19 protein-coding genes are annotated in these 18,557 nt (G+C 55.2%); 15 read left to right on the top strand and 4 right to left on the bottom strand.

The genetic code is table 11. The features are described 5' to 3' along the window. The first annotated feature begins 50 nt into the window (after positions 1-50). Together dusA and pspG are read left to right on the top strand one after the other, a co-directional pair. Entirely contained in the window at positions 51-1,046 is a 996-nt protein-coding gene (gene dusA / locus AC3WOK_RS21975; RefSeq protein ID WP_447854954.1) for a tRNA dihydrouridine(20/20a) synthase DusA, read from the top strand. A gap of 136 nt (positions 1,047-1,182) precedes the next feature. Then, positions 1,183-1,425, top strand: a complete 243-nt coding sequence (gene pspG, locus AC3WOK_RS21970) for an envelope stress response protein PspG (RefSeq protein ID WP_023310044.1) — start codon at positions 1,183-1,185, stop codon at positions 1,423-1,425. Between the two features lie 184 nt (positions 1,426-1,609). Here the strand turns inward: pspG and AC3WOK_RS21965 are convergent, their stop codons facing one another. Next, complete coding sequence (locus AC3WOK_RS21965; RefSeq protein WP_059312943.1) at positions 1,610-2,593, bottom strand: quinone oxidoreductase; 984 nt, start codon at positions 2,591-2,593, stop codon at positions 1,610-1,612. A gap of 67 nt (positions 2,594-2,660) precedes the next feature. On the opposite strand from AC3WOK_RS21965, the gene dnaB reads away from it, so the two are divergent. The 8 genes from dnaB to AC3WOK_RS21925 all read left to right on the top strand — a co-directional run bounded on the left by dnaB (position 2,661) and on the right by AC3WOK_RS21925 (position 9,842). Next, positions 2,661-4,073 (top strand): replicative DNA helicase, encoded by a 1,413-nt coding sequence (gene dnaB / locus AC3WOK_RS21960; protein ID WP_023310046.1) that lies wholly within the window; start codon positions 2,661-2,663, stop codon positions 4,071-4,073. A 16-nt stretch (positions 4,074-4,089) separates the two neighbouring features. Continuing rightward, on the top strand, positions 4,090-5,169 hold the full coding sequence (gene alr, locus AC3WOK_RS21955) for an alanine racemase (protein ID WP_447854955.1): 1,080 nt from the start codon (positions 4,090-4,092) through the stop codon (positions 5,167-5,169). A gap of 22 nt (positions 5,170-5,191) precedes the next feature. Further along, entirely contained in the window at positions 5,192-5,749 is a 558-nt protein-coding gene (pnuC, locus tag AC3WOK_RS21950) for a nicotinamide riboside transporter PnuC (RefSeq protein WP_447854956.1), read from the top strand. Further along, entirely contained in the window at positions 5,746-6,756 is a 1,011-nt protein-coding gene (locus AC3WOK_RS21945) for an AAA family ATPase (RefSeq protein ID WP_059312941.1), read from the top strand. The genes pnuC and AC3WOK_RS21945 overlap by 4 nt, the downstream gene beginning before the upstream one ends. A 75-nt stretch (positions 6,757-6,831) precedes the next feature. Further along, entirely contained in the window at positions 6,832-8,025 is a 1,194-nt protein-coding gene (gene tyrB, locus AC3WOK_RS21940) for an aromatic amino acid transaminase (RefSeq protein ID WP_059312940.1), read from the top strand. 217 nt (positions 8,026-8,242) lie between these two features. After that, complete coding sequence (gene aphA / locus AC3WOK_RS21935; RefSeq protein ID WP_047345593.1) at positions 8,243-8,956, top strand: acid phosphatase AphA; 714 nt, start codon at positions 8,243-8,245, stop codon at positions 8,954-8,956. Positions 8,957-9,069: 113 nt separating this feature from the next. After that, entirely contained in the window at positions 9,070-9,486 is a 417-nt protein-coding gene (locus AC3WOK_RS21930) for a secondary thiamine-phosphate synthase enzyme YjbQ (RefSeq protein WP_059312939.1), read from the top strand. 2 nt (positions 9,487-9,488) lie between these two features. After that, a complete protein-coding gene (locus AC3WOK_RS21925) occupies positions 9,489-9,842 on the top strand; it encodes an MmcQ/YjbR family DNA-binding protein (protein WP_059312938.1) in 354 nt (117 codons plus the stop codon). 2 nt (positions 9,843-9,844) lie between these two features. Here AC3WOK_RS21925 and uvrA read toward each other — a convergent pair whose 3' ends face one another. Beyond that, the gene (gene uvrA / locus AC3WOK_RS21920; protein ID WP_047345590.1) at positions 9,845-12,667 is read right to left on the bottom strand and encodes an excinuclease ABC subunit UvrA; all 2,823 of its coding nucleotides are present in this window, start codon (positions 12,665-12,667) and stop codon (positions 9,845-9,847) included. 251 nt (positions 12,668-12,918) lie between these two features. On the opposite strand from uvrA, the gene ssb1 reads away from it, so the two are divergent. After that, positions 12,919-13,446 carry a single-stranded DNA-binding protein SSB1 gene (gene ssb1 / locus AC3WOK_RS21915; protein ID WP_047345589.1) on the top strand — a complete coding sequence of 176 codons (528 nt, stop codon included), beginning with the start codon at positions 12,919-12,921 and terminating at the stop codon, positions 13,444-13,446. A gap of 62 nt (positions 13,447-13,508) precedes the next feature. On the opposite strand, the gene AC3WOK_RS21910 is transcribed toward ssb1, so the two are convergent. Beyond that, positions 13,509-13,790 (bottom strand): YjcB family protein, encoded by a 282-nt coding sequence (locus AC3WOK_RS21910; protein WP_059312936.1) that lies wholly within the window; start codon positions 13,788-13,790, stop codon positions 13,509-13,511. On the opposite strand from AC3WOK_RS21910, the gene AC3WOK_RS21905 reads away from it, so the two are divergent. The 3 genes from AC3WOK_RS21905 to AC3WOK_RS21895 all read left to right on the top strand — a co-directional run bounded on the left by AC3WOK_RS21905 (position 13,768) and on the right by AC3WOK_RS21895 (position 17,592). Continuing rightward, complete coding sequence (locus tag AC3WOK_RS21905; protein WP_492355110.1) at positions 13,768-14,109, top strand: hypothetical protein; 342 nt, start codon at positions 13,768-13,770, stop codon at positions 14,107-14,109. The two genes, AC3WOK_RS21910 and AC3WOK_RS21905, sit on opposite strands and share 23 nt — an antisense overlap. A 173-nt stretch (positions 14,110-14,282) precedes the next feature. Continuing rightward, positions 14,283-15,686, top strand: a complete 1,404-nt coding sequence (locus AC3WOK_RS21900) for a GGDEF domain-containing protein (RefSeq protein ID WP_492355109.1) — start codon at positions 14,283-14,285, stop codon at positions 15,684-15,686. A 340-nt stretch (positions 15,687-16,026) separates the two neighbouring features. Continuing rightward, positions 16,027-17,592, top strand: coding sequence for an EAL domain-containing protein (locus AC3WOK_RS21895; RefSeq protein WP_047345585.1), 1,566 nt, complete (start codon positions 16,027-16,029; stop codon positions 17,590-17,592). Between the two features lie 6 nt (positions 17,593-17,598). On the opposite strand, the gene soxS is transcribed toward AC3WOK_RS21895, so the two are convergent. Beyond that, positions 17,599-17,925 (bottom strand): superoxide response transcriptional regulator SoxS, encoded by a 327-nt coding sequence (soxS, locus tag AC3WOK_RS21890; protein ID WP_447854958.1) that lies wholly within the window; start codon positions 17,923-17,925, stop codon positions 17,599-17,601. Between the two features lie 98 nt (positions 17,926-18,023). On the opposite strand from soxS, the gene soxR reads away from it, so the two are divergent. Continuing rightward, entirely contained in the window at positions 18,024-18,482 is a 459-nt protein-coding gene (gene soxR / locus AC3WOK_RS21885; protein ID WP_023331806.1) for a redox-sensitive transcriptional activator SoxR, read from the top strand. The last annotated feature ends 75 nt before the right edge of the window (positions 18,483-18,557 follow it).

The following is an 18,557-nucleotide window of genomic DNA, read 5'->3' as shown; positions in this document are numbered from 1 at the left end:
CTTTGTGCTATAGTAGCGCCCCTTTTCCACCAGATGCTTAAAACTTCGCCATGTCGTCAGAATTACAGACTGCTTTTCCCGCACACCGTTTTTCCATTGCGCCGATGCTCGACTGGACGGACAGACACTGCCGCTACTTCCTGCGTCAGCTCTCCCGCCACACGCTGCTGTACACCGAAATGGTGACCACGGGCGCAATCATCCACGGGAAGGGCGACTACCTGGCCTATAGCGAAGAAGAGCATCCGGTTGCCCTGCAGCTGGGCGGCAGCGATCCGGCCGCGCTGGCGCAGTGTGCGAAGCTGGCAGAAGCGCGCGGCTACGACGAGATCAACCTTAATGTGGGTTGTCCGTCCGACCGCGTGCAAAACGGCATGTTCGGTGCTTGCCTGATGGGGAACGCGCAGCTGGTGGCGGACTGTATCAAGGCGATGCGCGACGTGGTCTCCATTCCGGTGACGGTTAAAACCCGCATCGGCATTGACGACCAGGACAGCTACGAATTCCTGTGCGATTTTATCAATACGGTTTCCGGCAAGGGTGAATGCGAGATGTTTATCATCCACGCGCGTAAAGCCTGGCTTTCTGGCCTGAGCCCGAAAGAGAACCGTGAAATTCCGCCGCTGGATTACCCTCGCGTGTACCAGCTGAAGCGTGATTTCCCGCATCTGACGATGTCGATTAACGGCGGCATCAAATCGCTGGAAGAGGCCAACGCGCATCTGGCGCATATGGATGGCGTCATGGTCGGGCGCGAGGCGTACCAAAACCCGGGCATTCTGGCGACGGTCGATCGCGAAATCTTTGGCGTTGAAGGGGCAGACAGCGATCCGGTTGCGGTGGTGAGAGCGATGTACCCGTACATCGAACGCGAGTTGAGTAACGGTACGTATCTCGGCCATATCACACGCCATATGCTCGGCCTGTTCCAGGGGATCCCCGGGGCGCGCCAGTGGCGTCGCTATCTCAGCGAAAACGCACACAAGGCCGGGGCCGATATTGAGGTGCTGGAGCACGCGCTGCATCTGGTCGCGGATAAACGATAAGTTACGCTAAAAAGTCGTCAAATTCACCACGCCCTGCGAATTCTCGCGGGGCGTTTTGCTTTAAGAACAGCATGTTAGCTTTGGCATGAATTTTGTAATGCTTACTGCATTATTCGGGAACTCGTGGGAGAGCACCATGCTGGAACTACTTTTTGTGATTGGCTTTTTTGTCATGCTGCTAGCGACGGGCGTTTCGCTGCTCGGCATTCTGGCGGCTATCGTTGTGGCGACGGTGGTTATGTTTATTGGCGGATTATTTGCCCTGACGATCAAACTGCTGCCGTGGTTACTGCTGGCCATTGCGGTGGTGTGGGTGATTCGGGCGATTAAAGCGCCAAAAGTGCCCAGTTATCAGCGCAATAACCGCTTTCGTTACTAAGGTATTGAGGGGTTCGTCACATACTTGTAACTTTTCCGGCGGCGGGGCTTAGAACAGAATAGGATTTGCTTATCGAATCTGTCACTATGGCTGTCGTTAAAGAATTCATCGAGCTGTACCCTACATACAGCCGAACTAAAAAAAGAAAGGGCTTCCCACGGGAAGCCCAATTTCTTTTTGGGGATCAGGGAATCAACAGGCTCGACCCCTGCGTTGCCCGGCTCTCCAGTACCTCATGCGCGCGCTGCGCATCGGTTAGCGCGTATTTCTGCGCGTCTGCCACATCCACTTTTATGACCCCGCTGGCGATCAGCGAGAACAGCTCGTTGCTGGCTTCCTCAAGTTCTTCCCGGCTGGTGATATAACCCTGCAGGGAAGGGCGCGTCACGTACAGCGAGCCTTTCTGGTTCAGGATCCCGAGATTGACGCCGGTCACGGCGCCTGAGGCATTCCCGAAACTTACCATCAGCCCTCGACGCTGCAGACAGTCTAGCGACGCTTCCCAGGTGTCTTTCCCTACCGAGTCATACACGACGCGGACTTTTTTGCCGTTAGTGATCTCTTTCAGCCGTTCAACAATGCTCTCTTCACGGTAGTTAATCACCTGCCAGGCGCCCGCCTGCAGCGCGCGCTGCGCTTTTTGCGCATTGCCCACGGTACCGATCAGCTTCGCGCCCAGCGCTTTTGCCCACTGACAGGCGATAAGCCCGACGCCACCCGCCGCGGCGTGAAACAGGAACTGCTCGTCGGGTTTAATTTCATAGGTTTTGCGCAGCAGGTAGTAAACGGTCAAACCCTTCAGGAACGAGGCCGCCGCCTGCTCAAAGGAGATGGCGTTGGGCAGCAGGGCGGCCTTATCCGCCGGGACGTTGTGGACGGAGCTGTAAGCGCCCAGCGCAGATTGCGCATACACCACGCGATCGCCTTCTTTAATATGCTTAACCGCGCTGCCCACGTTGATGACGATACCGGCCGCCTCGGTACCCAGCCCGCTCGGCATTGACGGAGGCGGGTAGAGGCCGCCGCGAATATAGGTGTCGATGTAGTTTATACCGATGGCTTTGTTTTCAACCTGAACTTCATTTTCGCCAGGCGCGGCAGGGGTGAACTCCACCGCTTTCAGTACGTCTGGCCCACCGTGTTTCTGGAATTCAATGCGCGTTGCCATGCTCCCTCCGTAAGAAAAATATGGTAATCTTTCGACCCACTTCTTTATCTCGGTAACTCCATTCACTATGGCAGGAAACAAACCCTTCAACAAACAGACTGAACCTCGCGAGCGTGATTTCCAGGTCGCAGGGTTAAAAGTCCCGCCGCACTCGATTGAAGCGGAACAGTCGGTGTTGGGCGGTTTAATGCTGGATAACGAACGCTGGGACGACGTCGCCGAGCGCGTCGTGGCGGAAGATTTCTACACCCGTCCGCACCGCCACATCTTTACCGAAATGGCGCGTCTGCAGGAGTCGGGCAGCCCAATCGACCTGATCACGCTCGCGGAATCGCTGGAGCGTCTGGGGCAACTCGACAGCTGCGGCGGATTTGCCTATCTGGCGGAACTGTCAAAAAATACGCCTAGTGCGGCGAACATCAGCGCTTATGCGGACATCGTGCGCGAACGTGCCGTCGTCCGCGAAATGATCTCGGTGGCGAACGAGATCGCCGAAGCCGGGTTCGATCCGCAGGGGCGTACCAGCGAAGACCTGCTCGACCTTGCCGAGTCTCGCGTCTTTAAAATCGCCGAAAGCCGCGCGAACAAAGACGAAGGCCCGAAAAACATCGCTGATGTCCTCGATGCCACCGTTGCCCGTATCGAACAGCTGTTCCAGCAGCCGCACGACGGTGTGACCGGGGTAAACACCGGCTATGACGATCTCAACAAGAAAACCGCTGGCCTGCAGCCGTCGGATTTGATTATCGTCGCGGCGCGTCCGTCGATGGGTAAAACGACATTTGCGATGAACCTCGTGGAAAACGCGGCGATGTTGCAGGATAAGCCGGTGCTCATCTTCAGTCTAGAGATGCCCTCCGAGCAGATTATGATGCGTTCTCTGGCGTCGTTGTCCCGCGTGGATCAGACACGCATCCGTACCGGCCAGCTCGACGATGAAGACTGGGCGCGCATCTCCGGCACCATGGGCATTCTGCTGGAAAAACGTAACATCTATATTGATGACTCCTCCGGCCTGACGCCGACGGAAGTCCGTTCCCGCGCGCGTCGTATCGCTCGTGAACACGGCGGCATCGGCCTTATCATGATCGACTACCTTCAGCTGATGCGCGTCCCGTCGCTTTCCGACAACCGTACGCTGGAAATTGCGGAGATTTCACGCTCGCTCAAGGCCTTAGCCAAAGAGCTGCACGTGCCGGTGGTAGCGCTGTCGCAGCTTAACCGCTCCCTGGAACAACGTGCCGACAAGCGTCCGGTCAACTCCGACCTGCGTGAATCCGGCTCCATCGAGCAGGATGCCGACTTAATCATGTTTATCTACCGTGATGAGGTTTATCACGAGAACAGTGACCTGAAAGGGATCGCCGAGATTATTATTGGTAAACAACGTAACGGCCCGATCGGGACGGTACGTCTGACCTTTAACGGACAGTGGTCGCGTTTCGACAACTATGCCGGTCCTCAATATGATGATGAGTAATTTCTAAGGAATTCAAATGCAAGCGGCAACTGTTGTTATTAACCGCCGCGCTCTGCGACACAACCTGCAACGTCTGCGTGAACTGGCACCCGCCAGCAAGCTCGTTGCAGTCGTGAAAGCGAACGCTTACGGACACGGTCTTCTTGAGACCGCGCGAACGCTCCCCGATGCCGACGCCTTTGGCGTCGCCCGTCTTGAAGAAGCTCTCCGCCTGCGCGCGGGGGGAATTACTCAACCTATTTTGCTGCTGGAAGGCTTTTTCGAAGCCACGGATCTGCCGACCATTGCTGACCAGCATCTTCACACGGCGGTGCATAACGAAGAGCAGCTCGCCGCGCTCGAAACCGCGGAGCTGAGCGAGCCGGTAACCGTGTGGATGAAGCTCGATACGGGCATGCACCGTCTGGGCGTGCGACCGGAAAACGCGGAGGCGTTTTATCAGCGTTTGTGCCAGTGCAAAAACGTGCGCCAGCCGGTGAATATTGTCAGCCACTTTGCCCGCGCCGACGAGCCCGAGTGCGGCGAGACCGAGCGGCAGCTGGATATCTTTACTACCTTCTGCGAAGGCAAGCCGGGGAGGCGGTCTCTGGCGGCATCCGGCGGTATTTTACTGTGGCCCCAGTCGCACTTTGACTGGGCTCGCCCGGGCATCATTCTTTACGGCGTGTCGCCCCTGGAGAACAAGCCCTGGGGACCTGACCTGGGCTTCAAGCCGGTAATGTCCCTTGTTTCTAACCTGATTGCCGTGCGTGAACACAAAGCGGGTGAGCCGGTGGGCTACGGCGGTACCTGGACCAGCGAGCGCGATACCCGTCTCGGCGTCGTGGCGATGGGCTATGGCGACGGTTATCCGCGCGCAGCGCCGTCGGGTACGCCGGTTCTGGTCAACGGTCGCGAGGTGAAGATTGTTGGCCGCGTGGCGATGGACATGATTTGCGTCGATCTGGGACCTGAAGCCCAGGATAAGCCCGGCGACGATGTAGTGCTGTGGGGCGAGGGTTTGCCTGTTGAACGCATTGCTGAAATCACGAAAGTGAGTGCTTACGAACTTATCACGCGCCTGACGTCACGGGTGGCGATGAAGTACATCGACTAACATTTTATTCCAGGGAAGGATAATGTCCCCTTCAGAAATCGCCGCCTGTCTGGCCTACGCGCTCTCCGTCTGGCTGGCCGCCAGAAATAACATCCACACGTGGTGGGTTGGCATCATAGGCTGCGGGCTTTACGCGTGGGTCTTTTATTCAGTGCAGCTTTACGCTGACGTTACGCTTCAGTTCTTCTTCATTATCACGAGCATAACCGGTTGGCTGCACTGGCTTAGAGGCAATCGCGGGGACGTATTGCCCGTTCGGCGTACCAGACCGGGGCATTTTTTTATTCTCCTGGCCTGCGCCATGAGCGTGGCGGCGGTGTACGGACTGATACTGCATCTCTACACCAATGCCTGGGCTCCCTGGCTGGACTCCATCATTTTAACATTCAGCGTTCTTGCTCAGTTTATGCTGATGGGACGACGACTGGAAAACTGGTACGTCTGGATTGCCGTCAACACGCTGGCGGTACCGCTGTATGCGATGCGGGACCTGCATCTGACCGCCGGGTTATATCTGCTGTTTTGGTTTAATGCCTGGCATGGACTGTATCAATGGCGTAAGGAGATCCGCGCGCAGTGAAGCGTTATGCCAGCGGCCTGGTTGTGGGCAAATTCGCACCTTTGCATTCAGGTCATGAAGCGCTTATCAATGCGGCTCTTGAGCAGTGCGAGACGGTCTTTGTCATTAGCTATTCGGTGCCGGAAATACGCGGTTACGAGCCCGAAAAACGGCTTCACTGGCTACAGATGCGCTTCCCACAATGCCGCCATCTTGTGCTTTCTCCGCAGGTGATGGCGTCTTACGCTATTGCGCCGCCCCCACCGAACGACGCTGACGCCGATCTGCATCGTCATTACGTTGCCACGCTGTGTGAAGACGTTCTGCATTGTCAGCCACGGGCGGTATTTACCGCCGAAGACTACGGTGACGGCTTTGCCGCAGTGTTGAGCCAGCGTTTCGGGCTGCCGGTTACACACATACGTCTTCAGCGGCCACAGGGGCCGGAAGCCCCGTCGGGAACACGCATACGCTCTGATGTTCACCGCTACCGTCAGATGATGTCCCCGGAGGTTTATCGCAGCTTTGTATTTCGTATCTGCTTATTAGGCGGCGAATCGACGGGCAAAAGCACGCTTTCCCGGGCCCTCTCACAGACCTTGAACGTTCCGTACGTTGCAGAGTTTGGCCGTGAACACTGGGAGGCGAAGAACGGCGTGCTGGAGAAGGACGATCTGCTGCATATCGCCCGGGAGCAGGTGCGCAGAGAGGAATTAGCCTGCACCGCTCCGTACCTGGTGTGTGATACCTCGCCTTTAACCACCCTGTTCTATACGCTCGACCAGTTCGGCAGCGCACCGCAGGAGCTCATGGCGTTAGCCGAACGAGACTACGCTCTGGTCGTACTCTGCGGCGATGAATTTCCTTTTGTGCAGGATGGCACACGGCAAGGCGAGGCGTTTCGCCGTCGACAGCAGGCATGGTATGAAGCAGAGCTAACGCAGCGAAAGATCCCCTTTTTGCGCATACGGGGTTCGTTGTCTGGGCGCATAGAGCAAATTTGCCAACATATCTCGTGGCCGGGCTGATATCGCTCTCGACCTTCTCCCGCTTCCGGTTTATTGTTGAAATTCCTGCCTCATCGAATTCCGGAGAACCATCGCGTGTTTCAGAAAGTTGACGCCTATGCCGGCGACCCTATTCTCTCCTTAATGGAGCGTTTCAAAGAAGATCCTCGCAGCGACAAAGTGAACCTCAGCATTGGTCTGTATTACAACGAGGACGGCATTATTCCTCAGTTGAAAGCCGTAGCTGAAGCAGAAACGCGTCTGAACGCCGCTCCACACGGCGCATCGCTGTACCTGCCGATGGAAGGGTTAAATTCTTACCGCAGCACCATTGCACCTCTGCTGTTTGGCGCCGATCACGCGGTGCTGGCGCAAAAACGCGTGGCGACTATCCAGACGCTGGGTGGCTCGGGTGCGCTGAAAGTGGGGGCCGACTTCCTGAAAAAATATTTCCCGGATTCGGGCGTGTGGGTCAGCGACCCAACGTGGGAAAACCACGTTGCGATTTTTGAAGGCGCAGGCTTTAAGGTGGCGACCTATCCATGGTTCGACAGCGAAACCAACGGCGTGCGCGTTGAAGCGCTGCTGGAAAAACTGAACACCCTGCCGGAGCGCAGCATTGTCCTGCTGCATCCGTGCTGCCATAACCCGACCGGTGCGGACCTCACGAATGCCCAGTGGGATGCCGTGATCGAGGTACTGAAGGCGCGCAACCTGATCCCATTCCTCGACATCGCCTATCAGGGCTTTGGCGCGGGTATGGAAGAAGATGCCTACGCGATTCGCGCCGTTGCCAGCGCCGGTCTCCCTGTACTGGTGAGTAACTCTTTCTCTAAAATCTTCTCCCTGTACGGTGAACGCGTTGGGGGCCTGTCCGTGGTGTGTGAGGACGCCGAAGCCGCCGGCCGCGTGCTGGGTCAGCTGAAGGCGACGGTGCGCCGCATCTACTCCAGCCCGCCAAACTTTGGTGCGCAGGTGGTGGCCACGGTTCTTGGTGATGAACAGCTGAAAGCCAGCTGGCTTGCCGAAGTGGAATCCATGCGCAAGCGCATTCTGTCGATGCGTCAGGAACTGGTTAACGTACTGAAAGAGGCCGTGCCGGGGCACAATTTCGACTACCTGCTTAAGCAGCGCGGGATGTTCAGCTACACTGGCCTCAGCGCCGCCCAGGTCGATCGCCTGCGTGAAGAGTTCGGCGTCTACCTGATTGCCAGCGGACGTATGTGCGTGGCGGGCCTGAATGCCAGCAACGTTCATCGCGTGGCGCAGGCTTTTGCTGCTGTGATGTAAGTACTTGCCAACCCTCCCTCTCCCCGTGGGAGAGGGCCGGGGTGAGGGCATCAGGCCGCACAAAAAGGTTGGCCGGCCTTTTGTGATCTTATTCTTTTTATTCAGCCTCATAAGTAAAAACTCCTTCCCTTCATCTCCCGCTGGGGTTATGGTCGGAGAGTTTTTTGACCAATCGCTCAGAATAAAACGATAACAAACTGAATATTCAGGGGAAAATATGCGCAAGATCACACTGGCGCTCAGCGCCGCCTGCTTATTGTTCTCGCTTAACAGTGCTGTCGTGGCGCGTGCTTCTGCACCCACGCCGCTTTACACCGGCACCACCGCCGCGATCCTTGCCGAGCAGGCTCCCATTCACTGGGTTTCCGTGGCCCAAATCGAAAACAGCCTGATGGGACGCCCGCCAATGGCCGTGGGCTTCGACATTGACGATACCGTTCTCTTCTCCAGCCCGGGCTTCTGGCGCGGCAAAAAAATGTATTCGCCCGACAGCGAAGCGTATCTGAAGAACCCGGAATTCTGGGAAAAAATGAACAACGGCTGGGACGAATTCAGCATCCCGAAAGAGGTGGCCCGCGCGCTTATCGCCATGCACGTGAAGCGCGGCGACAGCATTTACTTCGTTACCGGACGCAGCGAGACCAAAACCGAAACCGTCTCTAAAACGCTGCAGGATGATTTTCTCATCCCGGCGACCAGCATGAATCCGGTGATTTTTGCGGGTGACAAAGAAGGTCAAAACACCAAAACCCAGTGGCTGGAAAAGAAAAATATCAAAGTGTTCTACGGCGATTCAGATAATGACATCACCGCCGCGCATGATGTGGGTGTGAGAGGGATCAGAGTGTTACGCGCCTCTAACTCGACGTATCGCCCGCTGCCGATGGCCGGAAAGTTTGGCGAAGAGGTCATTGTGAACTCTGAGTATTAAACCGCAGGCGGCGGGTTTGACTCTTTTTTAAGCAAATCTCGTCGCGGCGGGTTTTACCTTTCGCCTTCTTGCTGCACACTTAGAAAGATTCATCTTTCATTACGGAGCAGCACATGTGGTATCAACAGACCCTGACCTTAAGCGCTAAACCACGCGGATTTCACCTGGTGACGGATGAAGTCATCGGGCAGATCCGCGACCTGTCGCGGGTTAAAACGGGTTTGCTGCATCTGCTGCTTCAGCACACGTCTGCCTCTCTCACGCTTAATGAAAATTGCGATCCCACCGTCCGGTCTGACATGGAGCACCATTTTCTGAAGGCCGTCCCGGACAATGCACCTTACGAGCATGATTATGAGGGCGACGATGACATGCCTTCGCACATCAAATCTTCTCTGCTGGGCGTATCGCTGATGCTGCCGGTACGCAATGGGCAGCTAATGCTGGGAACATGGCAGGGGATCTGGCTGGGAGAGCATCGCATTCACGGTGGTTCGCGTAAAATTATTGCCACGCTACAAGGGGAATAAAGATGACAATTTCGGAGCTACTTCAGTACTGCATGAGTAAACCGGGCGCGGAGCAGAGCGTTCATAGCGACTGGAAGGCCACGCAGATTAAAGTGGGGGACGTGCTGTTTGCGATGGTGAAAGAGGTTGAGGGGCGTCCGGCGGCGTCGCTGAAAACCAGCCCGGAACTGGCCGATTTGTTACGCCAGCAGCACCATGACGTCCGGCCAAGCCAGCATCTCAATAAAGCCCACTGGAGCACCGTCTATCTTGACGGGTCGCTGCCAGGCTCGCAAATTTACTATCTGGTCGATGCATCTTATAAGCAGGCGGTTGAGTTGCTGCCGGAAGTGACCCGACAGCAACTCTCCGTGTGACGTTACAGCAACGGTTTGAGGAAGCGTGCAGTGTGCGAGGCTTCGCACTCTGCAACGGTCTCTGGCGTACCGGAGACGAGGATTTCACCGCCGCCGCTACCGCCTTCCGGGCCGAGATCGACAATCCAGTCCGCGGTTTTAATCACGTCCAGGTTGTGTTCGATGACCACGATGGTATTGCCCTGATCGCGGAGCTGATGCAGCACCTCAAGCAGCTGCTGAATATCGGCAAAGTGCAGACCGGTGGTCGGCTCATCCAGAATATACAGCGTCTGGCCGGTGCCGCGTTTGGAGAGCTCACGCGCCAGCTTCACGCGCTGCGCTTCACCGCCTGACAGCGTGGTGGCGGACTGGCCCAGGCGAATGTAGGTCAGACCGACGTCCATCAGCGTCTGCAGCTTGCGCGCCAGCGCAGGGACGGCGTCAAAGAACTCGCGCGCCTCTTCGATGGTCATGTCCAGCACTTCGTGAATGGTCTTGCCTTTGTACTTAATCTCCAGCGTTTCACGGTTATAGCGCTTGCCCTTGCACTGGTCGCACGGCACGTATATATCCGGCAGGAAGTGCATCTCAACCTTAATCACGCCATCGCCCTGGCAGGCCTCACAGCGTCCGCCACGCACGTTGAAGCTGAAACGTCCAGGCGTGTACCCGCGTGAACGTGATTCCGGTACGCCAGCAAAGAGTTCACGTACGGGCGTAAAGACGCCGGTATAGGTCGCCGGGTTAGAGCGCGGAGTACGGCCAATCGGGCTCTGGTCAATGTCGATAACCTTATCGAAATGCTCCAGCCCCTGAATGTCGCGGTACGGTGCCGGTTCGGCGAGCGTTGCGCCGTTGAGCGCCGTCTGCGCAATCGGGAACAGGGTATCGTTGATCAGCGTCGATTTACCTGAACCGGACACGCCGGTAATACAGGTAAACAGGCCAACCGGCAGCGTCAGGGTGACGTCTTTCAGGTTGTTGCCTCGCGCCCCGGTCAGCTTAAGCACTTTTTCCGGATCTGCCGCTACGCGCTGCTTCGGTACCTCAATTTTGCGCTTGCCGCTCATGTACTGGCCGGTGAGGGATTCAGGCACCGCCATAATGTCTTTCAGCGTACCTTCAGCAACGACCTGGCCGCCGTGCACGCCAGCGCCTGGGCCGATGTCGATGACGTGATCAGCCGCGCGGATCGCATCTTCATCGTGCTCGACCACAATCACCGTGTTACCGAGGTTACGCAGGTGAACCAGGGTGCCGAGCAGACGCTCGTTGTCGCGCTGGTGCAGGCCGATGGACGGCTCATCCAGCACGTACATGACGCCCACCAGGCCCGCGCCAATCTGGCTTGCCAGACGGATACGCTGGGCTTCACCGCCGGAGAGGGTCTCTGCCGAACGGGAAAGCGTCAGGTAGTTCAGGCCGACGTTAACCAGGAACTTCAGGCGGTCGCCAATCTCTTTCAGCACTTTTTCGGCAATTTTGGCGCGCTGACCGGACAGCTTCAGGTTATTGAAGAAGTCCATCGCGTGGCCGATGCTCATGTCTGAGATGGTCGGCAGCGCCGTGTTTTCCACAAACACGTGGCGCGCTTCGCGACGCAGACGCGTGCCCTCGCAGGTGGCGCAGGAGCGGTTGCTGATGAATTTCGCCAGCTCTTCGCGCACCGCGCTGGATTCGGTCTCTTTGTAGCGGCGCTCCATATTGTGCAGCACCCCTTCGAACGGGTGACGACGCACGGAGGTATCGCCGCGATCGTTCATGTACTTGAACTCGATGTTCTCTTTGCCGGAACCGAACAGAATCACTTTGTGCACGTTCGGGCTCAGGCTGGCCCACGGGGCTTCCACGTCGAACTTATAGTGCTCCGCCAGAGATTTCAGCATCTGGAAGTAGTAGAAGTTACGCTTATCCCAGCCGCGAATGGCACCGCCCGCCAGCGACAGCTCCGGGTTCTGGATCACGCGGTCCGGGTCGAAATATTGTTGAACGCCCAGGCCGTCACACGTCGGGCAGGCGCCCGCCGGGTTGTTGAACGAGAACAGGCGCGGTTCCAGCTCGCGCATGCTGTAGCCGCAAATCGGGCAGGCAAAGTTGGCGGAGAAGAGCAGCTCTTCCGCTTTCGGGTCGTCCATGTCGGAGACCACGGCCGTGCCGCCGGAGAGTTCCAGCGCCGTCTCGAAGGATTCCGCCAGACGCGTGGCGAGATCGTCACGCACCTTAAAGCGGTCAATCACCACTTCAATAGTGTGCTTCTTCTGCAGCTCCAGCTTTGGCGGATCGGACAGGTCACACACCTCGCCGTCGATACGGGCGCGGATATAGCCCTGGCTTGCCAGGTTTTCCAGCGTTTTGGTGTGCTCGCCCTTACGCTCTTTAATGATCGGTGCCAGCAGCATCAGGCGTTTGCCTTCCGGCTGCGACAGCACGTTATCCACCATCTGGCTCACGGTCTGTGCTGCCAGCGGGACGTCGTGGTCCGGGCAGCGCGGCTCGCCCACGCGGGCATACAGCAGACGCAGGTAGTCATGAATTTCGGTGATGGTACCGACCGTTGAACGCGGGTTGTGCGAGGTGGACTTCTGCTCAATAGAGATCGCAGGGGACAACCCTTCAATGTGGTCGACATCCGGTTTTTCCATCAGCGACAGGAACTGACGCGCGTACGCAGAGAGTGATTCAACGTAACGACGCTGTCCTTCGGCATACAAAGTGTCGAAAGCCAGTGAGGATTTGCCTGACCCCGAAAGCCCGGTCACGACAATGAGTTTGTCGCGAGGGATTATGAGGTTGATATTCTTGAGATTGTGGGTGCGGGCGCCCCGAACTTCGATCTTATCCATTCACCTTTCCCGGTTGGAACACGGATTGCCTGGTTTGTTTGAAGGACAAACGGCTGTCAGAAACGGCTAATTATGACACAATTTGACCTGTTTGAATATACAGTATTGGAATGCATTTTCCGATTGGCTGTGTAACAATGTCGAGTTCGCGGGAGATTTCTGAACCTGCTACGCAACTATGCAAATTGACGCGTGGAAATGGTACACTCGCGCGTTTACACTATTAAGAAACGTATTCAGGAGACACGAACATGGCCAGCAGAGGCGTAAACAAGGTGATTCTCGTCGGTAATCTGGGCCAGGACCCGGAAGTACGCTACATGCCGAGTGGTGGCGCAGTTGCCAACATTACGCTGGCTACTTCCGAATCCTGGCGTGATAAAGCGACCGGTGAGATGAAAGAGCAGACCGAATGGCACCGCGTTGTGCTGTTTGGCAAACTGGCGGAAGTGGCCGGTGAATATCTGCGTAAAGGTTCTCAGGTCTATATCGAAGGCCAGCTGCGTACCCGCAAATGGACCGATCAGTCCGGCGCTGAGAAGTACACCACTGAAGTCGTGGTTAACGTCGGCGGCACCATGCAGATGCTGGGTGGCCGTCAGGGCGGTGGCGCGGCACCAGCAGGTGGCGGCCAGCAGCAGGGCGGTTGGGGTCAGCCTCAGCAGCCACAGGGCGGCAACCAGTTCAGCGGCGGCGCGCAGTCTCGTCCGCAGCAGCAGTCGGCTCCGGCCCCATCTAACGAACCGCCAATGGATTTCGACGACGACATTCCGTTCTGATATCCAGCGCGTAAAAACAAAAAACCCAGACTATGGTCTGGGTTTTTTTATGCCAGAAGGGATCAGGTAATGACCATCGGCCAGTCCGGTGGCGTATGGCTCATCGCCTCAACCATCACTACTTTGATATTTTCCCAGACGGCGGTCATATCCAGCAGGGTAATGCCAAGCAGACCCGTGGCAAACCAGCAGGCCGCACCCAGCCCCAACAGCGTGCTGATAACAGCAAGGCCCGCGTAGTCAGATTTACGAAACTGGATGTTCAGCGTGCTGGCTAAAAACATCAGCACCGCACTCAACAAAGGCCAGCGCAGAAGAACCATGCTGGTAGTAATGGTTGCCATAAAACCCATCCTCTACAAAACAGACGAACTGAATGAAACAGAGCTTTTTCGTTACATAAGATTTGTGAACTATATCACGATTGCTGTTTTATTCGCCAGTGCCGGACTGTTGAAAAATGGGGTTTTTATCGCTATCTATAATCAGTGCGCGCCTGAGAGAAAATATATCTTTGCAGGCCAAGATCCCTTTTCCCGCACTCTTTATAATGAATTCATTGAGATAGCAAAACTGATGCAAAAGCGGGCGTCATGTACAACGTTTACAGCAATATTCCTATGGCTTATGCTTGAGTGGACAATTAATTTTACTCGCAGCTAACCTTTCAGGTTTTTGAATTTTATTGTTTTTTTATTTATTTGTACCTCTTTAATTACACACAACGTTGTTTTTAATTCGCCGCGCTGAGACTCAGCCTGCCGCGTTGGTTTGTCGATTTTTCGAATCTGAAGAAAGTTGCGTCCGGTTTATCGCCTGATAATCAGCGAAAAAAAATGAAAGAAAACCGACGTGAGATTGTTAATGACAGCATGCAGGCGCTACATGCGCTGGCAAAACTGATGCCCCAGCTCCATGCTCAATGTTCTCTGGCCGATATGCTGGAAACCATCAGCCGCACGCTGGGAGCTAGTCTTGCCTGGGTAAGCGTTAACGGGGATGACGGGCTGCAGCGCGTGGTCTGCGCCGGGGAGATGACCTGCCATTCCTTCGAGGTGGCCGATTTCCTTGCGGATTCTCTTCTCCAGCGGCACCATCGTTCGTGGCGAGTGGTCTACTGGAAAGAGAATATTGGTCGCGCGCTATTTCCTCCTCAGCATCCCGGCTATGCGCAACTGCAAAGCGGTGTGCTGTGCAAGCTTTCAACCCATAACTGGCGCTGCAGCGGCTATTTCTTTTTAGCATTTAATGAAAGACTCTATTCTCTGCCGATTCTGAAAAATATCGTCGTAGTGCTGGTCGAAAAATTAAAAGACTATTTTGCGGAAATCATTGCCCGTGAAAAAACCGCGCAGGAAATGCAGCGCGTCGTAACGCAATATAAAACCCTCTTTGAACGCGCCCCGGTTTTAATGAACTCTTTCGACAAATTTAACCGCTGCGTGCTGTGGAATGCCGAATGTGAAAAAGTGTTCGGCTGGACGATGGCGGAGATCGCTGAACATGCCGATCCGCTTTCGCTGTTTTATCCCGACCCCGAAGAGCGGCGGCGGGTAAGAGAGTCGGTCAACGTCTCACCCCTTAAGGATATGTATGAGTGGCATCCGCTACGTAAAGACGGCACCCCGTTGACGGTACTGTGGTCAAATATTCTGTTGCCGGACAACTCCATCCTTAATATTGGGCTGGATATTACCGAGCGGAAAAAAGCCGAGCAGCAGCTGGAGGTAAAAGCCACCACTGACGATCTTACCGGCTGCTTCAACCGTTCGGCGATTTTGCAGCAGCTGGAGCATGCGCTGGCGGCCAGTGCCGGGCAGGAGGTTAACAGCCATTTTTGTGTCCTGATGTTTGATCTGGATTTTTTCAAGCAGATCAACGATGAATGGGGACACCCGGTGGGGGATGCGGCGCTTATTCACTTCTGTAATTCTGTCCGCGAGCTCGCCCCCTCAGACTCAGCATTAGGGCGCGTGGGAGGCGAAGAGTTTTTGCTCCTGCTGGCGCAAACCGACGGCAGTGGCGCTGCGCGCCTGTCCGCCAGGCTGCGCACCGTTCTGGAAACCAACCCGCTGATAGTGGGTGAGAGAAAACTGTCGCTGTCGTTTAGTGCCGGGGTCGTGGAAGTCAGCGGGAAACAGCGGGATTCTTCAGCCTTACTGAGGCGCGCCGATAAAGCATTATATGAAGCCAAGCATACGGGGCGAGGAAAAACGGTAGTGGCGGCTGATTATTTATAAATCAACGAACAAAATACGCCCGAACAAATAGCGTGATATGTCATAGTAACGCTGTGCTTTTTTCGCGCTGTCACAAGTTTGGCTTAATCAACGATCGTCTGTTGTGTTATCTTCCCACCAGCCCTGGCGGGCTGGATAATTATTTTCCTTAATTGAAACGGAACGAATACTTACAGTTTCACTTACGGGAAAATATTATCGTCATAACGAAATTTAAGATTTTTAATACTAAAAGTCAGTTGCTAACTTCGCATGATTCATGCAACGTAATCACCTGTTTAACAAAGCATCCGGCCTTCATTACTACAGGCGTACAACATGCAGGGATATAGGGCGGGAAATGAATCGTAGCGCGCGGCGCAAGATGCTCAGGGTGGTAGGGATCATCATGGTAGTTATGCTGCCGGTGATGCTTGCGCTATGGTTTGCCCAGCTTAGAGCCGTATCTGAAACAAGCGCCCAGCTACGCACATTTGCTGAACTGGCTTTAGACAAGACCGAGCTGGTTATTCAGCAGGTTGATCTGGCCCGCGACGAGGCTGAAAAATATCAGGGTGAGCGTTGTACGCCGGGACACCGTCAATATATGTTGAACGTTGTTCGTGGCCGGCTGTTTGTTGCCGATTTAATTTATGCGGAAGGTCAGAATTTTCTTTGTTCGACCGTTTTTACACCGGATCAACCTTACGCCATTCCCGTCGCTAATTACACGCGCAAACCTGACGTCGCTATCTATTATTATCGCGATACCCCATTTTATACTGGCTATAAAATGACATATATGCAGCGTGGAAATTATGTGGTGGTCGTCAATCCGCTTTCATACAGCGAAGTCATGTCCGCGGATCATTCTCTCTCGTGGGGAGTGTACGACACGGTAACCAATGCGTTCTTTTCCGTCAGCCCGAAAGCCAATATTTCTTTATTAAATTCGATGATTCGGGATAAGGAATCGGTATTTCAAAAAGATAACCGCTTTTATACGGTCGTAAAATCGCCCAAAAGACCTATCGCGGCTATTGTGTCGACATCAAATAAACGCTTTTATGAAACGCTTTATCATCAGGCGACGTTAACGTTGCCGCTGGGTATGATCTGCAGCATTATTATTTTGCTGGTCTGGTCGCGTACCCATCGCGAGCTTAATTCGCCGGGGCGCCTGCTGCACCGGGCGCTGAACAAACGGCAGCTTTGCGTTCACTATCAGCCAATTATTGATATCAAAAATAATCAGTGTGTGGGTGCGGAGGCATTGTTACGCTGGCCCGGTTTTAACGGGCAGGTGATGAGCCCGGCCGAGTTTATTCCGCTGGCGGAAAAAGAGGGCATGAGCGAGCGGATTACGGACTATGTCGTTGAGGAGGTGTTCAGCGATCTGGGCCATTTCCTGGCCGAGCATCCGCATCTCTATATTTCGGTCAACCTGTCGGCCACGGATTTCCACTCCTCGCGGCTGATCGCCATGATTTCTGACAAGGCCCGCCACTACGCCGTACGCGCGCAGCAAATCAAAATTGAAGTGACGGAACGCGGTTTTATCGATGTGCCAAAAACCACGCCGGTGATTCAGGCTTTCCGCCAGGCGGGTTATGAAGTCGCGATCGATGACTTCGGTACCGGCTACTCGAACCTGCACAACCTCTATTCGCTGAACGTGGATATTCTGAAAATCGATAAATCGTTTATCGATACCTTAACGACCAACAGTACCAGCCACCTGATCGCCGAGCATATTATCGAGATGGCCCAAAGCCTGCGGCTTAAAACCATTGCGGAAGGGGTCGAGACGGCAGAGCAGGTAAGCTGGCTGTTGAAGCGCGGCGTCCAGTATTGTCAGGGATGGCACTTCGCGAAAGCGATGCCGCCCCAGGAATTTATGACCTGGCAGCAGCAACCTTTGCACTGAGAACGCTTAATTCAGCTGGTGGCGATAATCGCTCGGCGTGCGGTCAAACTCGCGGCGAAACACGCGGGAAAAGGTCTGTTGCGATACATAGCCAAGATCCATCGCGATATCAAAAATCGGCCGCTGCGTTGAGCGTAACGCCTGCGCCGCCAGCAACAGCCTGCGCTGACGAATGTACTCCCCCAGCGTCTGATGCATAACCGTGCGGAACATTCTCTGTAAATACCATTTCGAATAGCCCGACTTTTTCGCGACCACATCAATGTTTAACGGTTGGTCGATATGTTCATCAATCCATTCAATAAGTGACTGAATAATCTGCTGATGCGACATAAGGTTGCCCCTCTGTAGATACAACTATCTCGGTTAATTCGTCGTTTTCTCTGCGGGGGAGTATAATTCCTCAAGTTAACTTGAGGTAAAGGGGTTTTATGGAAAAGAGATTGCCGCGAATTAAAGCGCTATTAACTCCCGGTGAAGTGGCAAAGCGAAGCGGCGTTGCCGTGTCGGCTCTCCACTTCTATGAAAGCAAAGGGTTAATCAAGAGCATCCGTAACGGGGGAAACCAACGTCGCTACACCCGCGACGTGCTCCGCTACGTAGCGATTATCAAAATTGCGCAGCGAATCGGAATTCCCCTGGCCACCATTGGCGAAGCCTTTGGCGTGCTGCCGGAAGGGCATACGCTGAGCCCGAAAGAGTGGAAGGAGCTGTCATCCCAGTGGCGTGAAGAGCTGGACAGGCGTATCCATACGCTGGTTGCCCTGCGCGACGAGCTGGATGGCTGTATTGGCTGCGGCTGTTTGTCCCGTAGCGATTGTCCGCTGCGTAACCCGGGAGACCGGCTGGGCGAGCAGGGGACAGGGGCGCGGTTGCTGGAAGAGGATTGAGTCTTTGCGGCCTGTTTGCCGAGTGGCGGCTGCGCCTTACCCGGCCTACAAAACCCAGAACGTAGGCCGGGTAAG

Source organism: Enterobacter sp. FW301-JW81, from assembly GCF_058788735.1.
Note: the sequence above shows the minus strand (reverse complement) of the source record. Positions and strands in the feature narration are given on the sequence as shown.